This window comes from Massilia sp. Masssp94 (genome assembly GCF_059491305.1).
Map to the genome: position 1 here is coordinate 4703179 of NZ_CP168501.1, position 24900 is coordinate 4728078.

Below are 24900 nucleotides of genomic sequence, written 5' to 3' on the forward strand. Positions count from 1 at the left end.
AGCTGAGATAAGGTAAACGCTTTCATAAAAATGGAGAAGACCATGCGGATACGAGGACTCGGAGCAGCCATGTTCATCGCGGCACTGGCCGCGCGTCCGGCGGGCGCGTGCGAGGCGCCGCCGCCGGCCGTCATCGACATCGATGCGAACAGCTATTACAGCGACAGCCATCACTCGATCGTCGACCCGGTGCGCAAGGCGCGCAACGAGGCGGCCGTCAAGCCCGTCAACGACTACCTCGACGCGGTGGCCCATGCCGCCGTCGCGTGGCAGCGGACGCACCGCGACGCGGATGCCCGCTGCGCCCTGGCCTGGCTCGCCGACTGGGCCGGCCGCAAGGCGATGCTGGGCACGATGACGACGGAGCAGTCGTACTACACGCGCAAGTGGACGCTGGGCGGCCTCGCGCTCGCCTACGCGCGCGTGAAGCCCGCGGCGACGCTGGAGGAGCGCGGCCGCATCGAGGCGTGGCTGCTGGCGCTGGCCGATGCAACGATCCGCCATTCGGACGCGCACAAGGGCGTGCGCAACAATCACTATTACTGGGAGGGCCTCGCGGTGACGGCGACGGGCGCTGTCACGGGCGACGCGCGCTGCCTCGCGTGGGGCCGCAAGGTGTTCGACGCTGCGATGGCGCAGATCCGGCCGGACGGCGTGCTGCCGTACGAACTGGAACGGGCGGGCAGGGCGCTGCACTACCACCTGTACGCGGCCGCGCCGCTCGTGCTGATGGCGTCGATCTTCGACGTGCAGTCGCCGCGGCTGGACAAGCTCATTGCGTTCTCCGTCGGCGGCGTCGCCGATCCGTCGGCCATCGCGACGATGACGGGCGTCGAGCAGGAGCGGTCGGGCGGCGTGCCGGGATGGATCGCCATCTACCTGCGCCACGGCGGCAAGGTCGCGGTGCCCGTCAGGCTGCCGGCCGTGAACTGGGATGCGCGCATGGGCGGCGACCGCAGCCTGGCCAATCCGCTCGAACACGTCGTCACTGGTAGCGGATCGTCCAGCGGATCCTGAGCGGCTTGTCGAACGTGAACGCGCCCGTGCGGCAGGCGGCCAGCGTGGCCATCGGTCCATACGGCGCGCGGTACGCTTCGCTGCCGGTCACGTCGTCGGCGCTGCAGCGTGCGAGGCCGTCGACGGCGAAGGCACGCACGGCACCGTCGCGGAAGGCGATCGTGTTGCCGTCCACCGTGGCGCCGCTTGAAAACGACGCGAAGTCGAGGCTCACGCCGGCCACGTCCAGCGGTGCCGCCGGCGTGTACGTGTCGGTGCGCGTGATGACGCCGTGGCGCAGGGTGTATTCCGTCTCGACCGCGATGCGCGTGTCCTTCACGGGCACGTTCTTGCCCAGCTTCGTGAGCGCATCCTGGCGGTACGTGACGCGATGGCCGCCGTCGATGTCGCTCGTCTCGATGTTCTTGATGAACGCGGTCGCGATCAATTCGCTGCCGTCGGCGAGACGGAATTTCGGCAGCAACTGCGGATGCGCGGCGCCGCTGTCGGCGATGCCGGAGACGATCCCGTACGAGAACGGCAGCGGATAGTACGGGCTGTTCGCATGCTGGCTCGGACCGCCGTTGATCATCGAGAGGCTGAATACGTGTGGCCCGTCGCGCCAGATGGCGAGGGCGCGGTCGTATTCGCCGCCCGCGAAGCGCGTGAGGCTGAAGGGAGGACGCGCGCGTTCCAGCCACGCCGCAAGGTCCGCGCGCGGTACGGCGTTCTTCATGCCGGCCCGGTTCCACATCTCGTCCGTGCCGATCAACTGGTGCAGTAGCGAGAAGTTCTCGCCGAGGATGCGATGCTTGCCGCGGTACGTGTCCGTGCGGCGGCCCTTGCCCCACATGTCGACCGAGTGCAGCGCCGGGTCGTACCAGAAGTTCATGTAGCGCTCGCCGATACGCGCGGAGTAGGCGTACGCGTACTCCTTTTCTTCCGGCGTGAGGACGCCGAGGTAGGCGGCCGTCGACAGGATTTCCAACATCGCCGTCTCGCCGTACGGCCCGAGGCTGCGGCCCATCGTGAAGCCGCTGCCGTCGGCACTCGCCGCGTTCAGCGCGACGTCGGCCGACTTGCGCAGCAGGGCTTTCAGTTCCGGCGTCACCGTCAGGCCGGTCTCGATGAAGCGTTCGCAGATCTCGGCCGCCAGCAGGATGCTGTAGCGGTCGAAGCGGCCCTGGCCATCCGTCTCGTCGGAAAAGCCGTAGGTGCCGGAGTAATCGGCGTAATGCTTCAGCATCCTGTCGAGCAGGACGTCGCTCGCCTGCGCGTCTTCCCAGCCCATCAGCAGGCGCAGGCGCGCAATGCTGAAGGCGACGCCATAGTAATTGGTCGGCAGGTCGATCAGTTCGTAGGCCGGCACGCGCACGAACGTCCGCCAGTCGAGCTTCTTGCGCAGTTGGTCGAGCGTGGCGGGACGCACGGCGCGCTCCAGCAGGCCGGCCCGCTTCAGCTTGACCAGCGCGCCAATGTAGTAATAGATGCCCCAGGTATCGTTTTCCATGCCGACGGTAAGGTCGGCGATGGATGCATAGTCGCGCAGCATGCCGGGCAAGCGCGGGTCATTGGCGGACGTGTGCAGCAGCACGTCCGCCAGGCCCGTCGCGATTTTCCCGGGCAGGAATTTGTCGTGGCTCTGGAACGGCGCGCGGCCGTCGATCGTGATGCCGTCCCGTTCCTTCACGAGCTTCTGGAAAAAGTAATCCAGCTGCGGGTAGGCCTGTTCGACCGTCTGGTGCAGGGGCCTGGTCGCGAGTGCGGGCGCGGCGTGTGACAGGGCGAGAACCGCCATCGTGATGACGGGCAGGACAGGGCGCATGCGTGTCTCCAGTGTTGTTAAACGTTTTCCTAAAAGGATAGGTCAACTCTTCCGGAAAGTAAACGGCGATACGGGCTCAGGGGCGGCGGGCGATCGTCGACCCGCGCAGGATCAGTTGCGGCGCGACCTTGGTGAGCTTTTCGACGTGTTCGCCGCGGATCACGGCCAGCAGCTTTTCCATCGCGGTCGCGCCCATGCGCTCGCTCTGCAGGTCGACGGTGGTAAGGGCGGGGGTCGTGTATTTGCCGTAGGGGATATTGTCGAAGCCGACGACCGAGATGTCCTGGGGGATCGAGATGCCCAGGTTGGACGCTTCTTTCATGAAGCCGAGCGCCATCAAGTCGTTGTAGCAGATCAGCGCATCCGGACGCTGGCTGCCCAGCACGATCGCGGAGCACAGGCGTTCGCCTTCGGCCAGCGACGGCGCCTCGGCATCGAAGATCGCGAGTTCGAGGCCGGCTGTCTTCAGCGATTCGCGGATGCCGCCCAGGCGCTCCTCGTCGCGCCGCGACTTGGAAAAGCCGAGGTAGGCGATGCGGCGGTGGCCCAGCATGCGCAGGTGCTGGGCCAGCATGTAGGCGCCGCCGTGGTCGTCGCTGGCCACCGTAGGCAGCGGCAGTTGCGCCAGGCTGCCGAAGAAGACGAGCGGCTTGTCGATCTCGGTCATCCACGCCATCTCGTGCTCGCGCATGCGCGAGAACACGATCATGCCGTCCACGCGCCGGCTCAGTTCTTCCAGCGTGCGCCGCTCGCGGCTGGGCGTTTCCTCCGTGTCGACGAGCAGGACGGAAAAGCCCTGGTCGTGCGCCACGCGGTTCGCGCCCTTCAGGATGCTGGAGAAGTGCGGGTTGGTGATGTCCAGCACGGAGAGGCCGATGGTGTTCGTGCGCCCCGTGATCATCGACTTGGCCAGCGGGTTCGATTTATAGCCCAGGCCCGCGATCGCGGACTCGATCGCCGCCTCGACCTTGGGCGAAAAGCGCTGTGCGCCGTTGATGAATTTCGACACCGTGGCAGTGGACACGTGGGCGGCTGCGGCGACGTCGCGGATGGTCGGGGCGGACTTTTTCATGGAAGGTTAATCGTTACTCAGCGGCACATCTTAGCATGCGTCCCCAAGGGCGGAAGCGAGCTGGGGCAAGAAATCGGCGTATGGAATCGTTGCCACCTGTCCGGGCGGGGCCTCCGGGCGAAAAAGCGGTCCAAAAAATTGACATCGAAAGCGTTTTGGATATACTCGGTTAAACGTTTAACATATGCGAGCCTGTCCATGACCCCAGCGACCGAGTCCAAGCCTTTCCACCGTCTTCTCCTGACCGGCGCCGGTGGCGGCCTCGGCACCGTGCTGCGCGAGCGGATCAAGCCGTGGGCCGACGTGGTTCGCCTCAGCGACATCAAGGACATCGCGCCCGCCGGGCCGGGCGAGGAAGTCGTGCGCTGCGACCTGGGCGACCGCGCCGCCGTGATGGCGCTGACGGAAGGCGTGGACGCCGTGCTGCACTTCGGCGGCGTCTCCGTCGAGGACACGTTCGAGACGATCATGCATGCCAACATCCTCGGCCTGCATCACCTGTACGAGGCCGTGCACAAGCGCGGCATCAAGCGCGTGATCTACGCGAGCTCCAGCCACGTCGTCGGCTACTACCCGACCACGCAGATCGTCGATGCCAACGTGCCGCTGCGGCCGGACGGCATCTACGGCGTGTCGAAGTGCTTCGGCGAGGCCTTGTCGCGCTACTACTTCGACCGCTTCGGCATCGAGACCGTGTGCCTGCGCATCGGCTCGTCGTTCGGCGAGCCGCGCAATGCGCGCATGCTGGTCACGTTCCTCGCGTACGACGACCTCGTGGAACTGGTGCGCTGTGCCCTGTTCACGCCGCGCGTGGGCCACACGATCACGTACGGTGTGTCGGACAACCCGGTGCGCTGGTGGGACAACCGCGCGGCGGCCCACCTGGGCTTCGAGCCGCGCCACAGCGCGCGCGCGTTCGCCGACCGCTTCCCGGCCGGCGGCACGTGGTCGGATGCGGGCGACATCACGGCCGTGTACCAGGGCGGGCCGTTTTTGACGGCGGGGCCGATCTACGAAGACTGAAGCGCCCGCGAACGCGACATGCCGGGCCGGTGCAGTGATGCCCCGGCCCTTTTTGTTTCCAGCAACCGGGTCAGACCGCGATTATTGGAAATAGCTTCAATTCGGGGTCAGAGCACGTTTTCAGCAAGATTCGCGGTCAAAGCCCTTTTCGGTGCGAGTTCTTTGTGCGGTGAGCGCAATTCCGTGTTTGGTAGCGCAGTGGACATTGATCCGAAATGTGCTCTGACCCCGATTTTGGGAAATGGCCTCGGATAAAAAAATGCCGCCAGGTCGCCCGGCGGCATCGAGGGAAACGCGGGCCGGGGCCCGCGGAGGAAACCCGGTATCAGAACTTCAGGTCGAGGCGCACGCTGTAGAAGCGGAATACGTCGCGCGGCGGCACCCAGCTGTTGACCGTGATGGCGGGGGAGGTCGACGTCGGGCCCGCGCGGTACGACGGGCCGCTCGCGTTGGCGTTGCCGATGTAGAAGCGGTCGAACAGGTTGTTGATGCGGAAGGACAGGCGCCACATGTCGTTGTTCTGGCGCAGGCCGAAACCGAGGTCCGAGATCGAGTACGCGTTGTTCACCGAGCGCGGGTCGTTGTTGATGTTGGTCTGGTACTCGGTCTGGTAACGCACGTTCGCGTTCACGAAGGCCCAGTACGGGCGGTCCGCGAAATGGTAGTCGTAGTTCGTGCCGATGTTGACCTTGTTCTTCGGCGTGCCCGGAAAGATCCCGCCCGTCAGGTTCTGCACGCCCGTCGTCGAGCCGGCGCGGATCGGGAAACAGGCGCGGTTCCAGCCGCCCAGCGAACCGCCTTCGCCCAGGCCCGTCGTGCCGATGGCGGGGTTCGTGTTGTCCTGGTAGCAGGGGCCGTTCTTCCAGTCGACGATCTCCGGACGCGTGTATGCGTACGACACGTTCATCGACCAGTTCGACGTCAGCAGGAAGTGCGAATCGATTTCGAAGCCGCGCGTGCGGATCTTCGGGATCGAGTTCAGCTGCGTGTAGATCGTCGGGTCGTTCGGCAGCACGAACGACGTGTTCTGCTGGTAGTTCTTGAAGTCCGTCTTGTAGATCGTGGCGGCGAGCGACATGCGGTTGTGGAACAGGTTCGCCTTGGTCCCGAGCTCGACACTGCGGCTCGTCTCCGGCGCCACCGGGAACGCGGCCGCCGCCTTCAGGCCGCTCGTCACGTCGTACGCGAGGCCCTTGTAGCCGGTCGCCGTCATCGCATAGACCATCCAGTCGCTGTTGATCTGCTTCTGGATCGACAGCTTGCCGGTCGTCGCCCAGTCGCGGTTGCCGCTGCTGGAGAACTGGTCCCGGCCGACGGGGCCCGGCACGAAGGTCGAGCGGTCCAGCTGGTCCGTATAGAAATTGCGGATGTAGTTGAAGCCCGAGGTTTCCACGTTGCGGCGGATGCCCGCGACCAGCGTGTACGTCGGATGGAAGTCCCACGTGGCCTGGCCGAACACGGCGCGGTTCACGTTGTAGATGTCGGTGTAGTAGTTCGTGGGGCTCGACGGCGAACTCGCTGTGCAGACGCTCGGGCGCACGCAGAAGCCGCGGATGAAGTGGCGGTCGATCTCGTTCTGCGCCCACCACAGGCCGGCCACGTAGCGCAGCTTCCCGATATCCGGCGACACGTAACGGATTTCCTGCGTCTTCGATCGGATGTCGTAGGTGCCGAATTGCGCGTTGCCGACGCTGAACTTCGTCTCGCCCGGCCGCGCGATGGTCGGCACGTCGACGAAGTCCTGGTCGCGGTAATCGTTTGCCTTGTAGTGCTCGTACGACGAGATCGACATCAGCGTGCCGTCGTTCGGCAGGTTGTACGAGAACTTCAGGCCCGTGCCGAACGTGGACGAATTGATCCCGGTCGGGAAGTCGCGCCGCACGTTGCGGTTGTTCGGATCGTACGGGTTGATGCCGGCCAGCGTGAGCGACGCGGGCAGTTGCGGGTTGCCGTTCATGTACGCGGTCGCGAGGTCGGCCTGGCTACCCGCGCGGTAGAAGCCGTTCACGGCCGTCACGCCGCGGCTGTTTTCCTGCGCGTTGTAGTGCGGCGTGAAGTCGATCTCCAGGTCCTTGATCGGGTTCCACTGGAACTTCGTCATGATCGTCCTGCCGCCCGATCCGTTGACCTTCTGGCCGTTCGTCAGGTTCGTGAAGTTACCCGGCATGTCGCTCTTGTTGACGGCGATGCGCATGCCGAAGTCGTCGCGCAGCTTGCCGCCGACCGACGCGCCCACGCGCCACTCGTGGTCGTTGGTGTAGTACGCGTTGGCGCGGTAGACGATCGGCCCGCTGATCGGTTTCGTCACGATGTTGATCGCGCCGGCCACGGCGGATTTGCCGAACAGCGTAGACTGCGGCCCTTTCAGCACCTCGACGCGGGCCACGTCGGCCAGGTCGCGGAAGGCCTGGAACTGGCTGGCGATCGGAATGTCGTCGATGATGACGGAGACGTCGGACTCCACGCCGATGCCGACGGAGACGGTACCGATGCCACGCATGAAGATGGCGTTGTTGGCGGCCGTCGTGCCCGACGACAGCGTCAGCGACGGCGTCAGGTTGATGACGTCCTCGATCTCGCGCACGTTGTTGCGCTGGATCTCCGCCTCGGACAGCACGGAGATCGACTCCGGCACGTTTTCCAGCCGCTCCACGCGCTTGTTCGCGGTGACCAGGACGGTCTGCAGCTGGTTGGGGTTCGTCGGTACTTCTTGCGCCCGCGCGGGCACGGTCCAGTGGGCGACGGCCATCGCGACGACGGCCGCCACGGGCTTGACCGCGATCCGCGCGCCCGGTGTTCTCTGCTTGCTCACAACGTCTCCTTGGTTTTTCTAATGAAAACTGCCAGTCCCGCTGCGCGCCGCCTTCAGGCGTGCCGCCTTCATGCGCAACAGCGCCTCCAGAAAGTAGTAGTCCGCGTAGTTCAGCGGCACGTCGATTTCCGATTTGGCCGGCTTGTGGCCGGTCGCATGCTTGAGGAGGAAGCCGCCGTTGTCTCCAGGCGCCGCGAGGTACGCACTGGACGACAGGCTGCGCAGCGTCTGTTCGGCGAAGTCGCGGTAGCGCGCGGCCGTCTCGCGGTCGGAGAACGTCGCCAGTTCCAGCAGGGCGGAGGCGGCGATGGCGGCGGCGGAAGCGTCGCGCGGGGCGGCGGGAATGGCCGGGTCGTCGAAGTCCCAATAGGGCACCTTGTCGGCCGGCAGGCGTGGATGGGTCGTGTAGAAGCGGGCGATCTTGTGCGCCTGCTGGAGATAGTTGTCGTTGCGGGTTTCGCGGTACATCATCGTGTAGCCGTACAGGCCCCACGCCTGTCCGCGCGCCCATGCGGAGCCGTCCGCGTAACCTTGCACGGTCATGCGCGTACGCACGGCGCCCGTCTTCGGGTCGTAGTCGACGAGGTGGAAACTGGACCCGTCGGGGCGGAAGTGGTTCTTCAGCGCGGTGTCGGCATGGGCGATGGCGATCTCGCGGTAGCGCGGTTCGTTCGCGGCCTTCGCGGCCCACATCAGCAGCTCCAGGTTCATCATGTTGTCGATGATGACGGGGAAGGCCCACGTCGTGTTGGGCCACAGGTCCCACGACTGGATGCTGCCGACTTTCGGGTTGAAACGCGTGATCAGTGTCGTCGCGCCGGCCAGCAGGGCGTCGCGGTAGGCCACGCGCGTGGCCGCGTCGTCCACGAGGCGCAGGCCGTTGCCGTAGCCGGCGCCCAGCATGAAGCCGAGATCGTGCTGGGACTTGTCGAACTTCGCGGGCGCCGTCAGCGCCGTGTAGCGCATCGCCGCCGTTTTCCATGTCGCGTCGCCGGTGGCTTCGAACAGGTACCACAGCGAGCCGGGAAAGAAGCCGGCCGTCCAGTCGCCCGGCCCGATCATTTTTACTTCGCCACGCTCCACGGTGCGGGGGAAGCCCGGCTTGCCCGCGGCCTTGTCCAGCAGGATGCGGTACTGCGCGCTGGCGACCTTGAAGTCCTTGTCGATGACGGCGCCGATCGGTTCCGCGGCCGTTGCGGCCGACGCGCCGCACGCCGCCAGCAGGATCCCGCAGATAATCGTTTTCGCAGTCATGGAACGCGTCTCCCTGTTGGTCTGATTATTGAGCAAATCGTAATCAGAACGGGAAGCGGTGTCAACAAAAATAGGTAAACGCTTAACTTGACGTTTTCAGGGCTTAACGACGTGCTGGTGGCGGCAATAGCGAAAACGTTTTGCCGGCCGGACGACTAGAATGGCGGCGGCTCGTCCGGCGGGAGCGGCGGCACGTCGAGGTCGATCGTCGTACGCGGCAGGTGCGCGAGATCCGCGCCGTCCACGAGCGCCTGCGCCTGGAACGCGGCATGCGCGCGCACGCCATGCTTTTGCACGGCCACGAGCATCACGGGCAGGGTGGGGAAGTATGGACGCAGGCGCTCCAGCAGCACGTCGCCGACGCCGGGCGCGACCCACGCCGGCGGCGGAAAGGCCAGTGCCACGCGCACGCCTTTCAGTTCGGCGAGGGCGACCTCGAGTTTCATGATGTGCTCCGAGAGACCCCGTCCTTCAGGGCGGGGAGGAAAGGAGCCGATTGTGCCGCAATCGATGCCTTTCGGTTGCTAAAAATGCTGCATATAATCACAGCATGATGCTGGTTTTTCGTTACCGGGTGAAGTCCCTTAACGGGCTGCTCAACAGGCAGTCGCGCGCGTGTAACTTCGTCTGGAACTACTGCAATGATCGGCAAAAGGATGCGCTGCGTTTTGGCCGTCCTTGGCTGTCGGGCTTTGACCTGAACAAACTGACGACCGGCAGCAGCAAAGAACTGGGCTTGCATTCTGGGACAGTCAACGCGATCTGCGAACAGTATGCGAAGTCGCGTTCGCAAAAGAAGCGACCTTATCTTCGCTATCGTGGCGAGCGTTCCTTGGGCTGGGTGCCGATCAAGGGACGGGAACTGAAGCGGGAAGGTGATGCGTTTCGCTTCGCAGGCAATACCTTTCGCGTCTTTAACAGCCGACCGCTGCCCGAAGGGAAGATCAAGGATGGCACCAACTTTTCGCGCGACACGCGAGGGAACTGGTACCTGAATATCGTGATCGATGTGGTCACGCCCGATAGCAGTGCCCGCCGACCGTTGCGCGGTGTCGGTATCGATCTCGGCCTGAAAGACTTCGCGACGCTTTCCACCGGCGAAAAGATTGAAGCGCAGCGCATTTATCGTGGTGCCGAGCAGGCTCTCGCGCTGGCGCAGCGCGCCAACAAGAAGCGGCGCGTCAAAGCGCTCCACGCGAAGATAGCGAACCGTCGCAATGACTTTCTGCACAAGCTCTCGGACCGCATTGTCCGGCAATTCGACTATATCGCGGTCGGCAATGTGGCCGCCGCCAGACTCGCCAGGACCGGCATGGCGAAGTCTGTCCTGGATGCGGGCTGGTCGAGCTTCCGACATCAACTGGCGTACAAGGCTGTTAAGCATGGCGCGTGGTTCGAGGAAGTCGACGAAAGTTTTACTTCCCAAGTCTGTTCGAATTGTGGTGCCATGCCCGATTCGCGGCCGAAAGGTATCGCAGACCTTGGAATAAGAGAGTGGCAGTGTGGTGTTTGCGGTTGTACACATGATCGCGATATCAATGCTGCGATAAACATTCTCCGTCGCGGACGTGCGACGCTGGCCGCAGGAATCCCCGGCTTTTAGGGCGGGGAGGACGTCAAATGCGATCGCTTTCCTTGCGCACGACACGGCCGATGATGAGGCAGGCGTTGCCCTGGCAGAGTTTGCGGTGGTATTTGCGCTGGTCCGGATTGTCAGAGGTCAGCCACCATTTGCCGGCGTCGCGCGTCAGCCGCTTTACGACGGCCTCGCCTTCGTAGTTGAAGGCATACACGGCACCGTCCATGAGCTTCGTGTCGAGCGTGTTGATGATGACGATGTCCCCCGCGTACAGCGACGGTTCCATGCTCTCGCCCTTGACGAGGATGGCCATCAGGTGGTCGGGATGGTAGTTGTGCCGTTCGATCCACGTGCGGCGCATGCCGAGCGTGCCGCCGTCGCGGCGTTCGGGCTCCGTCTGGAAGCCCGTGATCCCGGCCGATAGCCGCAGCTTGACCATGCGGATCTGGACGAATTCCGCATCGTCGTTGTCGGCCGGGCGCACCGGCATGCCGTCCTTCAGGCCGTGGAAGGGGGCCTGGCGCGGGTCGCCTTCGCCGGTCATCAGCCAGATGTGCGAGAACCCGAGTTCGCGCTCGATGTTCAGGGCGTAGCGGATGTCCATCGACTTGATTTTCCCGGTCAGCCACTGGTTCACCACGCTCTTCGAGGCGCCCGAGGCTTTGACGAGGCCGGTCTGGCCACGCTCGCCTTCGAGCTGCGGCGTGGTGCGGTAGATGTGGTCGAGGCGGTCGGATAAGAGGTTCATGTTCGGGCCCTGCACTCGTTCGGGTTTAGTGTTCTTGACGTTGATCAGTTTAGAGTTCTATACTGGACTCTACTCGACTTGCCGGGTTTTGTGAAGGGGAGGCGAGCTTTCGATGGGGGAGAACAGCTATGAACAGACCAGGTATCTTCGGCGTGGCCAGCTATGTCGCGGGCGTGGCGTCGATCGGCGCATCGTTGACCATGGCGGACGTCGGCGCGGCGGTCGGTATCGCGACCGCCGTCCTGACCTGCCTGACCAATACCGTGTACACGTACCGCCGCGACCGGCGCGAACAACGCGAGTGCGAGGCGCGGCTCACGCAGCTGGAGCGGCAGACGTGAACGTGTCACTTTGATCCAGGTCAAAGTGATGTGGGCCTGATCTGTCAGACAGTGGGGCGAGAGGCGTAGGCGCTGAAAGAGCTCAGGCGCATGGAGGCGGCGTGAACGATATGTCCGATACGAAGGAGACGCCAACCGGGCGGGGCGTGGACGGCGGCGGCCCGACGCTCCGTCCCATGCTGTGGTATTGGCTGTTCGCCATTGTCCTGTTCATGCTGTTCCAGTCGGTGACGGACGTGATCGCGTCGTCGCCGCTGGCATACAGCGAGTTTAAGGAGCTTTTGCGTGGCGGCAAGGTCAACGAGGTCACTCTGGCGGAGACGACCGTGTCCGGCACGCTCAAGTCCGGCGGCCTCGACGCCATCCTGCCGAAGAACCGCGCCGAGTCCGTCAAGTGCAATGCGGACGGGCTGTGTCCGTTCAACGCCGTCCGCGTGGCCGATCCGGATCTTGTCAAGGACCTCGACGCGGCGCACGTGCGCTACTTCGGCCAGCAGCACAGTGAATGGCTGAGTACGTTGTTGTCGTGGGCGCTGCCGCTGCTCCTGCTGTTCTGGATGTGGGGCGCCATGGCGAAGCGGGGTGGCGTTGCGGCCGGGTTGTTTGATGTGGGCAAGAGCCGGGCCCGTGTCTACATGCAGAGCAAGACCGGCGTGAGTTTCAACGACGTGGCCGGTATCGACGAGGCGCGCGACGAGCTGATGGAGATCGTCGACTTCCTCAAGAGCCCGCAGCGCTATCGGCGGCTCGGCGGGCGCATTCCGAAAGGCGTGCTGATCGTCGGGCCGCCCGGCACCGGCAAGACCCTGCTGGCCCGGGCCGTGGCCGGCGAGGCCGGGGTGCCGTTCTTTTCGATCAGCGGTTCGGAATTCGTCGAGATGTTCGTCGGCGTCGGCGCGGCCCGCGTGCGCGATATGTTCGTGCAGGCGCAGAAGGTGGCGCCCTGCATCATCTTCATCGACGAGCTCGATGCGCTGGGCCGCGCGCGCGGCGTGGCGGGCGTGGTCGGCGGCTATAACGAGCAGGAACAGACGCTCAACCAGTTGCTCGTCGAGATGGACGGTTTTGACACCAACAAGGGCGTGATCATCCTCGGCGCCACCAACCGTCCGGAGATCCTCGACCCGGCCCTGCTGCGCCCGGGCCGCTTCGACCGCCACGTCGCGCTCGACCGGCCGGACCTGAAGGGCCGCCAGAAGATCCTGCAGGTGCATGCCCGCGACGTCAGGCTGGCGCCGGACGTGGACCTGGCCGCCGTGGCTGCGAGGACGCCCGGCCTGGCCGGTGCCGACCTCGCCAACCTGGTCAACGAGGCGGCGCTGCTGGCCGCGCGGCGCGGCAAGGAGAGGGTCGAGCGCGGCGACCTGGAGGAAGCCGTCGACCGCGTCATCGCGGGCATGGAAAAGCGCTCGCGCCTGATCAATCCGATGGAAAAGGAAACGGTGGCCTTCCACGAGGCGGGGCACGCGCTGACGGCGGAGTTCCGCGCGCATGCGGACCGCGTGGCGAAGGTGTCGATCATCCCCCGCGGCATCGCCGCGCTCGGCTATACGCAGCAGCTGCCGGCCGAGGACCGCTACCTGCTGAAGAAGAGCGAGCTGCTGGACCGGATGGACGTGCTGCTCGGCGGACGCGTGGCGGAGGAGCTGGTGTTCGGCGACCTCTCGACGGGGGCGCAGAACGACCTGCAGATGGCGACCGATCTCGCGCGCCACATGGTCGCGCAATACGGCATGAGCGAACGTATGGGCCTCGCGACGTTCGAGCAGCCCGCCGCCGCGCCTTATGCGCCGGCCCAGCCGCCGAATACGGCATACAGCGAACGTACGGCGCGCCTGATCGATGGGGAGATCGCGCGGCTGCTCGACGAAGCGCATGAACGGGTGCGCGTCACGCTGCGCGAGCAGCGCGTATTGCTGGATGCGCTGGCCCGCCAGCTGCTCGACCATGAGACCGTCGAGCGCGACGCGCTGCAGGCGCTCGTGCGCGAGCATGCGGCGCGACCTGTCGCGGCACCGTCTGCGGCGCCGGCCGTGGAGCAGGTGGCGGACAGGCAGTCCGGACGGTGATCGGCACGGCGACAAGGGCAGCATGGCGTCGCGCCGGTCAGGCTGTCTCCGCCGCCGGCGTTGCGCGCGCCGCATCCAGCAGCGCGCGCACGGCATCGACGACGCGCCGCGGCTCGATCCCGGCCAGGCAGGCCTGGTGGCCTTCCGGACACGTGCTCTTGTAGCAGAAGCGGCACGGCACATCGTGGAACAGGACGCGGCTGCGCACATTCCACGGCGTGTGCTGCGGATTGGTCAGGGCGTACAGGTCGACGACCGGCGTGCCCACGGCGGCGGCCATGTGGGCCGGCCCCGTGTTGTTGGTCACGGCGACGGCCGCCAGGCGCAGCGCCGCGCCCAGCTCGCCCAGCGCCAGCCGTCCCGCGAGCGAGATGGCCGGCACCGCGCTGGCGAACTGGATGCCGTCGACGAGTTCGCTTTCGTCCGCGCTGCCCGTGAGCACGAGGGGCAGTTGCAGTTCCTGCGCGAGCAGGCGCACCACGTGGGCCCAGTGCGCGGCCGGATAGCGGCGCGAGGCCGCGCTGGCGCCCGGATGCAGCAGGATCCACGGCCGGTCCGGGTCGATGCCGGCGGCGGCCAGGCGTGCCCGTGCCGCCGTAAAGTCCGCCGGACGGGGAACGAACGACAGGCCAAGGCCGGCGCTGCGGCAGCCGACCCGCTGCACGAGGGCCAGCTGGCGCTGGACTTCATGGCGCACGAGCATGGCCGGCTCGGGGTCGGGCACCCAGTCGCTCAGCAGGTCGTACGGGTTTTCGCGGCAGTGGGCCAGCCGCAGCGGGATGCCCGCCAGCTGGCACAGCAGGGCCGCCGGCAGCGCGCTCTGCGTGTAGGTCGTGAAGATCACGGCCGCGTCGAAGGCGCGCGCCGCCAGTGTGGCGATTGGCGCCGGCGCGGCGGCCCCGGTGGTGGCAGACCTGGCGGACTTCGTCCACGGCGCCGACCAGGCGATGGCGTCGTCCAGTTCGGGAACGAAGGGCAGGGCGGCGGCGCCGGACGCGGAGCTCAGCAGGGTCAGCGTGCGGCCCGGCACGGCCTGGCGCAGCGCACGCATGGCCGGGGTGCACATCAGCACGTCCCCCAGCGAGTCGAGGCGCACGCACAGGATGCGCCGGGCGCGATGCCACGGGGCCGTCATGGCGTGTCTCCGTGGCTGGCGATCAGCACGGCGGCCGTGTACAGGTCGGGGGCCATGCGCGTCGGCACGCGGCGGGGGCCGAGCCGCCATTCGGTCTCGTTGCCGTTGTCGATGAGGATGGTGCGGCAGCCGGCCCGGTTGCCGGCCTCGACGTCGTGCAGGATGTCACCCACCATCCACGACGCCCGCAGGTCGATGTCGTGCTCGTGCGCCGCCTTGAGCAGCAGGCCCGGCAGCGGTTTGCGGCAATGGCATTCGGCCGACCAGGGCGCGACCGTGCCTTCCGGATGGTGCGGGCAGACATAAAAGCCGTCGAGCGCCAGGTGTTCGCGCAGCAGCAGGTCGCGTATGCGGGCGCTGACGGTGTCCATCGCGGCCGCGGCGAAGCGCCCGAAGGCGATGCCCGGCTGGTTGGTGACGACGAACAGCCGGTAGCCGAGGCGCACCAGCAGGCGCAGCGCCGGGCCGGCGCCGCGGCACAGCGTGATGCAGGCGGGCTCCACGTTGTGGGGCAGGTCGGGTACGAGCGTCCCGTCCTTGTCGAGAAATATGGCTTTCACGGCGCGGCTTTCATGAGGACACAAGTCAGGGCCAGGAAGTTTCCTGCATGGGCAGCACGGTCATTTCCGCGATCACGCTTTCGCGCGGCAGCAGCAGCGCGTGCCGGATCGCCTGGGCCACGCTGGCGGGATCCTGCAGGCGGGTCGGATCGAGGTCGGGGAAGCGGTCGAGCAGGAACGGCGTGCGCATGCCGCCCGCGACGACGGCCGTGACGCGGATGCCGTGCGGCCGCAGTTCGGCATGCAGCGCATGCGACAGGCCGAGCAGTCCCCATTTGCTGGCGTGGTAGGCGCTCGCATTCGGCCAGGCCCGCTTGGCCGCCGTGGAGGCGACGTTGACGATGTCGCCGCTGCCCTGGCTGCGCATGTGCGCGGCCGCGTGCTTGGCCAGCAGGAACGGCCCGTTCAGGTTCGTGTTGATGACGCGCAGCCAGTCCTGCTCGGACAGGTCGGACAGGGGCAAGGTCACGTCCGTGCCGGCGTTGTTGACGAGGATGTCGATGCGGCCCATCGTCGCGACGCAGCGTTCGACGGCGGCGCGCGCGGCGCCCGGGTCGCCGACGTCGAGGGCCAGCGCGCTGGCGCGTACGCCGTGGCCGAGCAGGGCCGGCATGGCCAGCTGCAGCGCGTCGGCGCGGATGTCGGCGGCCACGAGGTCGCATCCTTCCGCCGCCAGCACGGCGGCCAGCGCGGCACCGAGTCCGCTGGCGGCGCCCGTGACGAGTGCGACCCTGCCGTGCAGGGGCCGCTGCCAGCGGACCGGATCCGGGGCCGGGTCGGGTAGTGCATCCACGGACGGTTGCGCCGTGATGGACGGGGAGGCGTTGAGGTCGGCCATGCTTACTCCTGGGGTTGGGTCACGGCGATGGGGGCGCGCGCTTCGGCGAGGACGGCGGCATAGATGGCCGCGACCTGCTGGGCGACGGTGCGCCACGTGTAATGGCGGTAGGCGCGGCGCAGTCCGGCTTCGCCCATCGCGCGCGCCAGCACGGGATCGCGCTGCAGGCGGGCGAGGTGCGCGGCCAGCGCCTGCGGGTCGCGCGCCGGCACGAGGAAGCCGGTGGTGCCGTCGACGACGGTGCTCTTGATGCCGCCCACGTCGGCGCCGACGACGGGCCGGGCGCAGGCCATCGCCTCGACGGGCGTGATGCCGAACGGTTCGTACCACGGCGTCGTGGCGAATACGTCCGCGGCGCCGTACCAGACCCGCAGCGCCGCGCGCGGCTGCTGGCCGGCGAACTGCACGTGGCCGGCAATGCCCAGCGTGTCGGCGAGGGCGCGCAGCCGGGCCAGTTCCGCGCCGTCGCGCCCGCCCGGCTGCGCGTCGCCGCCGAACCACGAGCAGTCCGGCGTCGATGCCGTACGCGGCGCGCAGCAGCGCGACGGCCTCGATCACCGTGTCCACGCCCTTGCGCGGCACCATGCGGCCCAGCTGGAGCACGGTGAAGCGGTCGGGGGCCAGCGCCAGCGCGGCACGGGCCTCGTCGCGCGGCATGGGCCACAGTTCGTCGGGATCGAAGCCGCACGGCGCGATCGCGATGCGTCCGCCGCTGGCGCCGTACAGGCGCTCCATGTCCTGCCGGTCCTGCTGGCATTCCGCGATGATGCGGTCGGCGTGCCGCATCAGGCTGCTTTCGATACGGGTGCGCGCCGCCGGAAACGCATCCGCCGTACCCTGCGCGAGGCGGCGTACGCGGCCGAGCGCGTGGAAGGTGATCACGAACGGCACGCCCAGCGCCTGCTTGAGGTGGCGGGCGACCATGCCGGACATGAAGAAGTTCGCGTGCACGATGTCGTACGGGACCGGCTGGTGGCGGGCGAAGCGGGCCGCGAAGCGGGAGAAGGACGGGATGTGCGGCAGCATCTGCTCCTTGGGGACGTAATGGGCCGGTCCCGCCGGCACGTTCACGACGCGCAGGTTTTCGCGCCAGCGCACGAGCTGCTTCTGTTTCGCGTCGTCGCGGCGGGTGAAGACGTCGACGAGGTGACCCGCCAGCGCCAGTTCGCGCGCGAGGTGCGCGACGTAGACGTTCTGGCCGCCGCAATCGATGCTGCCCGGTGCCGCGAGCGGCGACGCGTGGTCGCTGATGAGGGCGATGCGGCGTCGGCCGGCAAGGTGGGCCGGACGGGGCGGGGCGGCCGCGGCGCGCGGCCGGTCGTCGAGTTTCATGGCGGCGGTCAGCTGGTCACGGCGCGCAGCGCGGCATCCCAGTCGGCGCTGAAGCGGGCGATGGCGAAGCGTTCGCGCGCCCGCAACTGCGCGGCTTCGCCGAGGCTGCGGGCCAGGCCGGCGTCGCCGAGCAGCGCGCGCATGGCGATGGCGAGCTGGCGCGTGTCGGTCACGGCGAACCCGGAGACGCCGTGCTCGATCACGGTCGCCATTTCGGCGGTCGCCAGTGCGACGACGGGCATGCCGATCGTCATGGCTTCGATCACGGACAGGCTGAGGCTGGAATAGCGGACGGGCGAGAACAGGAACCGGTACGCGGCGGCGAACGCGGGCAGTTGCGGATGGTCGACCTCGCCCAGGCCGCCCAGCTCCGTCGCGCCCATGCCGACGAGGTCGAGGGGCAGGGTCGTGCGCAGGCGGCCGAACAGGTCCGCGCCCATGCGCCGGCCGCGCCGCGCCAGGTGGTTCGTGATCACGAGGCCCCGCTCGACGTCGCCGCGCCAGCGCACGCCGTCGGGCACGGCGACGCCATGCTCGATGACGCGCGTCGGCGTGCGGCCGCTGTCCCACATCAGGTCGTTGAATGGCGTGACGTGCACGAGCAGCACGGCGGGATCGTCGACCGGGTGGCGCACGTCGGTCGGCCATTGCGGCCGGCGGGCGTCAGCGACGATGTCGTCCGGGGGCAGCGAGGGCGGATCGTGCTCCAGGTAGATGCGGGGCAGCGCGCGCTGGGCCGGCGTGAGAAGTTCGTACTGGTCGCGTTCCCAGTGATGGTCTTCCTGGAACAGTATGCAGTCGAAGGCCTGCGCGCGCGCCTGGTCGGCGGGCAGGTCGCGGACGTTCGGGCCGAACGGGAAGGGGCCGCAGCGGCCGCCGTAGCCGGGCGGCCGGCCCGGTTTCACCAGCACGTGGAAGTCGTGCGGCGCATGGGACAGGTAGTACAGGTAGCTGCCATGCGTATGCCACGTCAGGACGTTCAGGCGGCGCATGACGCCTCCATGGCCCGTATGGAGGCGGCACTAAGCTCGTGTGCAATCCCGTTCTGGTTTGGCATGCTTCGCTCGCGGTCTGAATGTGACAGGTTCGACCGCGAGCGAAATGGCTGGGTTCCGGAACTAGCCCGGAGCTTGAATCTGGATCAAGGATGGCTCAGGGCTTGCGCTTGAAGCCGGTATCGTCGTCCATGTTGTCGTCGCCGTGGAGCTTGTTGGCGAAGCCGGGGCTGCGCGGGTAGCCGCCGGCGGCATCGTTCGACTTGTGCACGGGTGGGCCGTTGTGGGAACCGGTCTGCGAGCCCTGGCGGTCGGTGCTTGCGGCGCCCGTGTTGCCCGGCGAGCGCGGCAGGCCGCCGGCCACGTCGTTCGACTGGTGCACGCCGCCCACGTCCGAGTTCTGGTTCGACATCGAGCGCGAGCCGGCCACGTCCAGCTGTGTGTTGCCGCGCTGGGCCTCATGGCCGCCCGCGGCGCCCGGTCCCGGCATGCCGCCGCCCTGCGTGGAGCCCGATGCCGACTGGCGGTTGCCCATCGAGCCGCGCGGCGGCTGCGACGGCAGTTCGCTGCGCGGACCGTGCATGCCGCCGCCCTGCGTGTGCGTGGAGGCCTGCAGGTTGCCGCGCGAGTCCGAGAGCGAGCCGCCTTGCAGGTCTGGCTGGGCGGCACTCTGGGCGGGCAGGTTGCCGCGCACGACGTCGCGGTGCATGTCGCGTTGCCGGTTCAGATCCACGCCCGAGTCTTTCGGACGGTGTCCGACAGCCTGTTCCAGTAAGCCGTAGGCGCCGGACTTCTGTTCCATCTGGCGCTGGTGGCTGTCCGTGATGCCTTGCACTGCGCCGGAGCCGCCGTTGATCTGGTTGTCCATCGAACCGCCGGGAATGCCGGCATCCTCGCCATACTCGCGGCCGCCCACGCCGCCCTGGCCGCCCATGATGTCGCGTTGCTGGTTGCCCTGCTGCGGTACGCCGGTGCCTTGCGGATACGTGTGGTCGAGCGGCTGGCCGCGGTCGGCGCTGGCGCCCTCGGACCCGGGCGTCCATTTTTCATTGGCGCCGTTGTTCGTCTGGTTGTTCGCTTCGCTGCGTTGGTTCGCGTCCATGGTCGTCTCCTTTCGATCTGGAATTGAGATGATGCGCGTCCAGGAGCGACTTCAGTATAGGAAGACGTTGCGGTTATATGTAGGACGATTACCGACGAGTTATTTACGACTGGAAGTATTGTTTCGAGAGTGAATTTTCTGTGTCACATTGTCCTACAAAGTCATCTGAAATGCTCCTATAGTCTCATCTAGACGGCATGCCTAAGATGTTTTCCGACCGAGCGCTCATCCGATGGCATCGGCAGGCCTGCCGCGGGACGCGGCGGTTTCAACTGCAACGAGGAGAGAACATCATGGCATCCAGCAATCAAGGCAACAAACAAAGCGGCGGTACCAAGAACCGCGGTTTCGCATCGATGGATCCGGAGCGTCAGCGCCAGATCGCCAGCGAGGGTGGCAAGGCCGCCCACCAGAAGGGCACCGCCCACGAGTTCACCTCGGAAGAGGCACGTCGCGCAGGCAGCATGAGCCATGGCAACCGCCAGTCGGCTTCGGGCTCGTCGTCGCGCAGCTCGTCCAAGGGCAACAAGCAGTAATCCCACGCAACGGGACGGTGGCTGTGCCGTCCCTCTGCCAAGATTCCACACGGGGAGCACGAGCTCCCCGTTTTGCATTTCTTTAACACAATTCTTAAATGGGATGGGGTAGAATCCTCGGGCTTTCAACCACTTAGCCCATAGGAATTCGTCGTGAAATCAGCGGTCATCCGTCAAGTCAAGAGCATGTCCATGTCGTGCGACCGGGTCGGCAACCTGTTGTTGACCAAGTTTTCCGCACACGGCGCGAGCGACGTCGCCGTATTCGTGCCGGCATCGATCGTGTTCTGGCTCCTGAAGCACCTGCCGGTGAACCAGGACCCGAACCTGCAGCCGCCGCCGGCCGGTCCGCAGATCACCCAGTGGGACTGGGATCACCCGAACATCCCGCGCGCGTTCACCGTGCAGTGCAAGGTCTTGCCGGGCAAGATCAGCATGACCTACAACCTCGACCGCAAGCCGGACCTCACCGTCGTCCTCGACCGCAGCAACGTCGAGCTGATGCGCCAGATCATGCTGGCCTACAGCAAGGACCTGATCGACCTCGACGCGTAAGTCGAAGCGTCCGGCCGTCAGTGATGGCCGGCGGGCGTGGGCTCGGCTATCATGCGGTCTTTGACCGCTTTTCGAGGAACCCGCCCATGCCCATCAAGATCAGCCAGCTGTTCGATTCCGGTGCGATCGACGTCGTCCAGGCCACCGACCCGCGCCAGATCGACCTCAAGCTGCGCAAGGATTCTTCAGCCGACATCCACCAGTGGTTCCACTTCCGCCTGCAGGGCGCGCGCGGCCAGGCCTGCACGATCCGCTTCCTGAACGCGGGCCAGGCGACGTATCCGAAGGGCTTCGAGGGCTACCAGGTGGCGGCCAGCTACGACACCGAGAACTGGTTCCGGGTTCCGACATCCTTCGACGGCCAGGTCATGACCGTCAACCACACCCCCGAGCTGGACAGCATTTATTACGCCTATTTCGAGCCCTACACCTGGGAGCGCCACCTGCGCCTGCTCGGTGAAGTGGCGGAGAACCCGGTCGCGCGCGTGCACGACATCGGCACGACCGTCGACGGCCGCGACATGAACCTCGTCGTGGTCGGCAATCCGCAGGCCGAGAAGAAGATCTGGGTGATCGCGCGCCAGCATCCGGGCGAGACGATGGCCGAGTGGTTCGTCGAGGGCATGATGGATGCGCTGCTCGACAATTCGAACCCGATCTCGCGCAAGCTGCTGCAGCGTGCCGTGTTCTACATCGTGCCGAACATGAATCCGGATGGTTCCGTCCGGGGCAATTTGCGCACGAACGCGGCCGGCGCGAACCTGAACCGCGAGTGGATGACGCCGTCGCCCGAGCGCAGCCCGGAAGTGCTGTGCGTGAAGAACAAGATCCACGAGACGGGCGTCGACATGTTCTTCGACATCCACGGCGACGAGGCGCTGCCGTACAACTTCGTGGCCGGCAGCGAGATGCTGGAAGACTTCACGCCGGAGCGCCTGGCCGCCCAGAACGCGTTCATCGAGCGCTACATGGCCGCCAGCCCCGACTTCCAGAACGTCTACGGCTATGCCGCGAGCAAGTACAACGAGGAACTGCTGACCCTGGCCTCGAAGTACATCGGCCACACGTTCAAATGCCTGTCGCTGACCCTGGAGATGCCGTTCAAGGACAACGCCAACCTGCCCGACCCGTACGTCGGCTGGAACGGCGCCCGCAGCGCCGCGCTGGGTGCCGCGATGCTGCAGCCGATCCTGCAATCGCTGGACGACTGACATGGGCGTCGAGATCGAACGCAAGTTCCTGCTGGCGCATGAAGGCTGGCGCGGGCGGGGCGTCCCGACGCGCATGCGCCAGGGCTACCTCGTGGCGGATGCCGTGCGAACCGTGCGCGTGCGCATCGAGGGCGAGCGGGCCGTCATCACCGTCAAGGGAAAAAGCACCGGCGCGTCCCGCGGCGAGTGGGAATACGAGATCCCCGTGGCGGACGCGACGGAGCTGCTCGACGGCCTGTGCGAGCAGCCGCAGGTGGAAAAGATCCGCCACCGCATCGAGCATGCGGGCCACACGTGGGAAGTCGACGAATTCCTCGGCCTGAATGCCGGGCTCGTCGTCGCTGAGATCGAACTCGATGCCGAGGACGAAGCGTTCGAGAAGCCGGACTGGATCGGCCAGGAAGTGACGGGCGAGAAGCGCTACTACAACTCCAGCCTGATCCGGATGCCGTACGCGCAGTGGCAGGGTAACGCCGTGAAGCGGCCATGAAGCGCCGCGCGCTTCTCGCGCTGGCCGTGTGCGCAATGGCCACGGCGCATGCCGCCACGCTGCCGAAGCCCAAAGCGGAGCCGTCGTACTTTCCGCCGGCCGGCGAGTGGGCCCACAAGACGCCGGGCCAGCTGGGCATCGACGCCGCCAGGCTGCGCGACGCCGTCGCGTACGCGCAGGCGCACGAGACGGAGCGGGCCCGCGACTTTTCCGACCAGAGACAGACGTTCGGCGAGCCGCTCGGTTCGCTGCCGTCGAAACGCGCACCGACGAATGGCATCGTCATCTACAAGGGCTATGTCGTGGCGGAATTCGGCGACACGCACTTCGTCGACCCGACGTATTCCGTCGCGAAGAGCATGTTGTCGACGGTTGCCGGCGTCGCCCTGCGCGACGGCAGGATCGCGGACCTCGACCAGCCCGTCGCCGCGACCGTGAAGGACGGCGGCTACGACGCGCCGCATAACGCGCCGATCACGTGGAAGCACCACCTGCAGCAGGAATCCGAGTGGGAAGGCAGCATGTGGGGCAAGAACGCGGACTTTGTCGGCCACGACGCGTTCGGTGCGGGCGAGCGCAAGCCGCGCACATTCCAGGATCCGGGCACGTTCTACGAATACAACGACGTGCGCATCAACCGCTTCGCGCTGTCGCTGCTGCGCGTGTTCGGCAGGCCCGTCCCGGACGTGTTCCAGGACGAGGTCATGGACCCGATCGGCGCGTCGCACCAGTGGAAGTGGGTGCCGTACACCAACAGCTACGTGGACATGAATGGCAAGCTCGTGGCGTCCGTCAGCGGCGGGACGCGCTGGGGCGGCGGCATGTGGATCGATTCGTGGGACATGGCGCGCTTCGGCTATCTATGGCTGCGTCAGGGCAATTGGAACGGCCGCCAGATCGTGCCCAAGGACTATGTGAAGGCGGCACTGACGCCCAGCGCGCACGGGCCCGACTACGGTTATCTGTGGTGGCTGAACACGAAGGGCAAGAACCTGCCTGGGCTGGCGCCGACGGCGTTCGCGGCGCTGGGCGCGGGCAGCAACGACATCGTGGTGTCGCCCGAGCACGATCTCGTGATCGTGTGGCGCTGGCATGCGGGCAATCCGGCCGAGTTCGCCAAACGCGTGATCGCGGCGCTGCCGGTCCGGTAATCCGCCCGGCACTGCCGTTTTTTGTAGTTTTTGAGGCGTTTTTTTTAGCGACGACAGGCCGTACCGGGCGAGAATCGGCCGCATCGATCACTTTGCGATGGGGACACGATGCGGGACGCCCGTACGACGATGGACTTGCCGGTGGCGCCGGACGCGCGGCAGGCGGGGGTCCGGTATTACCGGCCCGAACTGGACGTGCTGCGCTTCATCGCGTTCCTGTTCGTCTTCATGACGCACCGCACCGACCTGGCGCCCATCGACCAGGCGCGGCATCCGTGGTTCCATGCGTTCGCGCAGATCGGCGTGTATGGCGTGCCGGTGTTCTTTTTCCTGAGCGCCTTCCTGATCACCGAATTGCTGGAGCGGGAACGGAGCGCGACCGGCACCATCGACGTGCGCGCCTTTTATGTCAGGCGCATATTGCGGATCTGGCCCCTGTATTTCCTGGTCTTTTTCGGGCTCGTCCTGCTCAACCAGGTCCTGCCCGGCGCCGGCGCGGACTCGCCCGCCAAATGGCTGTTCTTCATGCTGTTTGCCGGGAACTGGTACATCACGTTCAACGGCTGGATCGAATATCCCGTCAATCCGATGTGGAGCCTGTCGGTCGAGGAGCAGTTCTACATCGTCATCCCGCTCCTCGCCTCGCTCGGACGCCGTGCGCTCGTGGCGGTCAACGTCGCCGTCCTCGCCGTGTCGTACGGCGTGATCGCCTGGTATGCGCGCGGATTCACCACGCCGCCCGGCTTCAGCGGCCAATGGACCAACAGCTTCGTGCACTTCCAGTTCTTCGCGGGCGGCATGTTGCTGGCGCTGGCCTTGCGCGGCCGCCGGCCCGACTGGCATGTCGCCGCGCGGGCCGGCCTGTGGATCGCCGCCATCGCCGCCTGGGTGGTCGCCTCGGCCGTGTGCGGGATCAAGGCCGACTATCCCCATTCGACCGTGACGGAAAGCCTGGCTGGCTGGGGCCTCGTGCTGGCCGGCGCCGCGCTCATGCTGGTCGCGACGCTCGGCACGCCGCAGCGGTTCCTGCCCGCCCCGCTGGTCTACCTCGGGCGCATTTCGTACGGCCTCTACCTGACCCACATCTTTTTCTTCTGGCTCGTGTACGACAAGTTCAAGCCGTGGCTGGCGGGCCTCGGCGACGACGCCGGCATGCTGCTCGCCTTTGCCGCGACCGTGGCCGTGGCCTCCGTGCTGTACCGGACGTTCGAAACCCCGTTCCTGCGCCTGAAGCGGCGCTTCACCCGGGTACCATCGCGCGACTGATACCCCTGCA

At 66.6% G+C, this 24900-nt stretch carries 22 protein-coding genes and 1 pseudogene; 11 read left to right on the plus strand and 12 right to left on the minus strand.

Going from position 1 to position 24900, the window contains the following annotated elements:
• The first annotated feature begins 69 nt into the window (after positions 1 to 69).
• The gene (locus tag ACEN9G_RS20760) at positions 70 to 1017 is read left to right on the plus strand and encodes an alginate lyase family protein (protein WP_413338560.1); all 948 of its coding nucleotides are present in this window, start codon (positions 70 to 72) and stop codon (positions 1015 to 1017) included.
• Here ACEN9G_RS20760 and ACEN9G_RS20765 read toward each other — a convergent pair.
• A complete protein-coding gene (locus ACEN9G_RS20765) occupies positions 986 to 2821 on the minus strand; it encodes a hypothetical protein (protein WP_413338558.1) in 1836 nt (611 codons plus the stop codon). The two genes, ACEN9G_RS20760 and ACEN9G_RS20765, sit on opposite strands and share 32 nt — an antisense overlap.
• Positions 2822 to 2897: 76 nt before the next feature.
• A complete protein-coding gene (locus tag ACEN9G_RS20770) occupies positions 2898 to 3893 on the minus strand; it encodes a LacI family DNA-binding transcriptional regulator (protein ID WP_413338556.1) in 996 nt (331 codons plus the stop codon).
• 198 nt (positions 3894 to 4091) lie between these two features.
• On the opposite strand from ACEN9G_RS20770, the gene ACEN9G_RS20775 reads away from it, so the two are divergent.
• On the plus strand, positions 4092 to 4916 hold the full coding sequence (locus ACEN9G_RS20775; protein ID WP_413338554.1) for an NAD-dependent epimerase/dehydratase family protein: 825 nt from the start codon (positions 4092 to 4094) through the stop codon (positions 4914 to 4916).
• Between the two features lie 325 nt (positions 4917 to 5241).
• Here ACEN9G_RS20775 and ACEN9G_RS20780 read toward each other — a convergent pair whose 3' ends face one another.
• From ACEN9G_RS20780 to ACEN9G_RS20790, 3 genes are all read right to left on the minus strand, one after another.
• A complete protein-coding gene (locus ACEN9G_RS20780) occupies positions 5242 to 7728 on the minus strand; it encodes a TonB-dependent receptor (RefSeq protein ID WP_413338552.1) in 2487 nt (828 codons plus the stop codon).
• 18 nt (positions 7729 to 7746) lie between these two features.
• A complete protein-coding gene (locus tag ACEN9G_RS20785) occupies positions 7747 to 8982 on the minus strand; it encodes a glycoside hydrolase family 88 protein (RefSeq protein WP_413338550.1) in 1236 nt (411 codons plus the stop codon).
• A gap of 155 nt (positions 8983 to 9137) precedes the next feature.
• Positions 9138 to 9428 (minus strand): hypothetical protein, encoded by a 291-nt coding sequence (locus ACEN9G_RS20790; protein WP_371767463.1) that lies wholly within the window; start codon positions 9426 to 9428, stop codon positions 9138 to 9140.
• A 104-nt stretch (positions 9429 to 9532) separates the two neighbouring features.
• Between ACEN9G_RS20790 and ACEN9G_RS20795 the strand changes: the two genes are divergently transcribed.
• Positions 9533 to 10585 carry an RNA-guided endonuclease InsQ/TnpB family protein gene (locus ACEN9G_RS20795; RefSeq protein WP_413338548.1) on the plus strand — a complete coding sequence of 351 codons (1053 nt, stop codon included), beginning with the start codon at positions 9533 to 9535 and terminating at the stop codon, positions 10583 to 10585.
• Between the two features lie 13 nt (positions 10586 to 10598).
• Here the strand turns inward: ACEN9G_RS20795 and ACEN9G_RS20800 are convergent, their stop codons facing one another.
• Positions 10599 to 11309, minus strand: coding sequence for a LexA family transcriptional regulator (locus ACEN9G_RS20800; RefSeq protein WP_056136824.1), 711 nt, complete (start codon positions 11307 to 11309; stop codon positions 10599 to 10601).
• A gap of 128 nt (positions 11310 to 11437) precedes the next feature.
• On the opposite strand from ACEN9G_RS20800, the gene ACEN9G_RS20805 reads away from it, so the two are divergent.
• Positions 11438 to 11650 (plus strand): phage holin family protein, encoded by a 213-nt coding sequence (locus tag ACEN9G_RS20805; protein WP_413338546.1) that lies wholly within the window; start codon positions 11438 to 11440, stop codon positions 11648 to 11650.
• A 176-nt stretch (positions 11651 to 11826) separates the two neighbouring features.
• On the plus strand, positions 11827 to 13719 hold the full coding sequence (gene ftsH, locus ACEN9G_RS20810) for an ATP-dependent zinc metalloprotease FtsH (RefSeq protein WP_483127745.1): 1893 nt from the start codon (positions 11827 to 11829) through the stop codon (positions 13717 to 13719).
• Between the two features lie 37 nt (positions 13720 to 13756).
• Here ftsH and ACEN9G_RS20815 read toward each other — a convergent pair whose 3' ends face one another.
• The 6 genes and pseudogenes from ACEN9G_RS20815 to ACEN9G_RS20840 all read right to left on the minus strand — a co-directional run bounded on the left by ACEN9G_RS20815 (position 13757) and on the right by ACEN9G_RS20840 (position 19681).
• Positions 13757 to 14854 (minus strand): glycosyltransferase family 9 protein, encoded by a 1098-nt coding sequence (locus tag ACEN9G_RS20815; protein WP_483126903.1) that lies wholly within the window; start codon positions 14852 to 14854, stop codon positions 13757 to 13759.
• A complete protein-coding gene (locus ACEN9G_RS20820; protein WP_413345907.1) occupies positions 14851 to 15414 on the minus strand; it encodes a D-glycero-alpha-D-manno-heptose-1,7-bisphosphate 7-phosphatase in 564 nt (187 codons plus the stop codon). Before ACEN9G_RS20820 ends, ACEN9G_RS20815 begins: the two co-directional genes overlap by 4 nt.
• Before the next feature lie 25 nt (positions 15415 to 15439).
• Complete coding sequence (locus tag ACEN9G_RS20825; protein ID WP_413383938.1) at positions 15440 to 16252, minus strand: SDR family oxidoreductase; 813 nt, start codon at positions 16250 to 16252, stop codon at positions 15440 to 15442.
• 2 nt (positions 16253 to 16254) lie between these two features.
• Positions 16255 to 17512 (minus strand): annotated as a pseudogene (locus ACEN9G_RS20830) (glycosyltransferase).
• Between the two features lie 80 nt (positions 17513 to 17592).
• Positions 17593 to 18576, minus strand: a complete 984-nt coding sequence (locus ACEN9G_RS20835) for a glycosyltransferase (RefSeq protein WP_483126905.1) — start codon at positions 18574 to 18576, stop codon at positions 17593 to 17595.
• Positions 18577 to 18736: 160 nt separating this feature from the next.
• Positions 18737 to 19681, minus strand: a complete 945-nt coding sequence (locus ACEN9G_RS20840) for a hypothetical protein (RefSeq protein WP_413340613.1) — start codon at positions 19679 to 19681, stop codon at positions 18737 to 18739.
• A 293-nt stretch (positions 19682 to 19974) separates the two neighbouring features.
• On the opposite strand from ACEN9G_RS20840, the gene ACEN9G_RS20845 reads away from it, so the two are divergent.
• From ACEN9G_RS20845 to ACEN9G_RS20870, 6 genes are all read left to right on the plus strand, one after another.
• Positions 19975 to 20217, plus strand: coding sequence for a KGG domain-containing protein (locus tag ACEN9G_RS20845; RefSeq protein ID WP_052170513.1), 243 nt, complete (start codon positions 19975 to 19977; stop codon positions 20215 to 20217).
• A 153-nt stretch (positions 20218 to 20370) separates the two neighbouring features.
• Positions 20371 to 20772, plus strand: coding sequence for a hypothetical protein (locus ACEN9G_RS20850; protein WP_259452807.1), 402 nt, complete (start codon positions 20371 to 20373; stop codon positions 20770 to 20772).
• An 86-nt stretch (positions 20773 to 20858) separates the two neighbouring features.
• Entirely contained in the window at positions 20859 to 21983 is a 1125-nt protein-coding gene (locus tag ACEN9G_RS20855; protein ID WP_413340611.1) for a M14 family metallopeptidase, read from the plus strand.
• Position 21984: 1 nt separating this feature from the next.
• Positions 21985 to 22473, plus strand: a complete 489-nt coding sequence (locus ACEN9G_RS20860; RefSeq protein ID WP_413340609.1) for a CYTH domain-containing protein — start codon at positions 21985 to 21987, stop codon at positions 22471 to 22473.
• Complete coding sequence (locus ACEN9G_RS20865; RefSeq protein ID WP_413340607.1) at positions 22470 to 23624, plus strand: serine hydrolase domain-containing protein; 1155 nt, start codon at positions 22470 to 22472, stop codon at positions 23622 to 23624. Before ACEN9G_RS20860 ends, ACEN9G_RS20865 begins: the two co-directional genes overlap by 4 nt.
• Before the next feature lie 108 nt (positions 23625 to 23732).
• Entirely contained in the window at positions 23733 to 24890 is a 1158-nt protein-coding gene (locus tag ACEN9G_RS20870; RefSeq protein WP_413340605.1) for an acyltransferase family protein, read from the plus strand.
• The last annotated feature ends 10 nt before the right edge of the window (positions 24891 to 24900 follow it).

Coding starts and splice junctions, on each gene's coding strand:
- ACEN9G_RS20800 (WP_056136824.1), bottom strand. CDS start 11,309: ATGAACCTCTTATCCGACCGCCTCGACCACATCTACCGCACCACGCCG.
- ACEN9G_RS20860 (WP_413340609.1), top strand. CDS start 21,985: ATGGGCGTCGAGATCGAACGCAAGTTCCTGCTGGCGCATGAAGGCTGG.
- ACEN9G_RS20795 (WP_413338548.1), top strand. CDS start 9,533: ATGATGCTGGTTTTTCGTTACCGGGTGAAGTCCCTTAACGGGCTGCTC.
- ACEN9G_RS20825 (WP_413383938.1), bottom strand. CDS start 16,252: ATGGCCGACCTCAACGCCTCCCCGTCCATCACGGCGCAACCGTCCGTG.
- ACEN9G_RS20840 (WP_413340613.1), bottom strand. CDS start 19,681: ATGGACGCGAACCAACGCAGCGAAGCGAACAACCAGACGAACAACGGC.
- ftsH (WP_483127745.1), top strand. CDS start 11,827: ATGCTGTGGTATTGGCTGTTCGCCATTGTCCTGTTCATGCTGTTCCAG.
- ACEN9G_RS20855 (WP_413340611.1), top strand. CDS start 20,859: ATGCCCATCAAGATCAGCCAGCTGTTCGATTCCGGTGCGATCGACGTC.
- ACEN9G_RS20845 (WP_052170513.1), top strand. CDS start 19,975: ATGGCATCCAGCAATCAAGGCAACAAACAAAGCGGCGGTACCAAGAAC.
- ACEN9G_RS20835 (WP_483126905.1), bottom strand. CDS start 18,576: ATGCGCCGCCTGAACGTCCTGACGTGGCATACGCATGGCAGCTACCTG.
- ACEN9G_RS20765 (WP_413338558.1), bottom strand. CDS start 2,821: ATGCGCCCTGTCCTGCCCGTCATCACGATGGCGGTTCTCGCCCTGTCA.
- ACEN9G_RS20785 (WP_413338550.1), bottom strand. CDS start 8,982: ATGACTGCGAAAACGATTATCTGCGGGATCCTGCTGGCGGCGTGCGGC.
- ACEN9G_RS20865 (WP_413340607.1), top strand. CDS start 22,470: ATGAAGCGCCGCGCGCTTCTCGCGCTGGCCGTGTGCGCAATGGCCACG.
- ACEN9G_RS20790 (WP_371767463.1), bottom strand. CDS start 9,428: ATGAAACTCGAGGTCGCCCTCGCCGAACTGAAAGGCGTGCGCGTGGCA.
- ACEN9G_RS20770 (WP_413338556.1), bottom strand. CDS start 3,893: ATGAAAAAGTCCGCCCCGACCATCCGCGACGTCGCCGCAGCCGCCCAC.
- ACEN9G_RS20815 (WP_483126903.1), bottom strand. CDS start 14,854: ATGACGGCCCCGTGGCATCGCGCCCGGCGCATCCTGTGCGTGCGCCTC.
- ACEN9G_RS20870 (WP_413340605.1), top strand. CDS start 23,733: ATGCGGGACGCCCGTACGACGATGGACTTGCCGGTGGCGCCGGACGCG.
- ACEN9G_RS20775 (WP_413338554.1), top strand. CDS start 4,092: ATGACCCCAGCGACCGAGTCCAAGCCTTTCCACCGTCTTCTCCTGACC.
- ACEN9G_RS20760 (WP_413338560.1), top strand. CDS start 70: ATGTTCATCGCGGCACTGGCCGCGCGTCCGGCGGGCGCGTGCGAGGCG.
- ACEN9G_RS20805 (WP_413338546.1), top strand. CDS start 11,438: ATGAACAGACCAGGTATCTTCGGCGTGGCCAGCTATGTCGCGGGCGTG.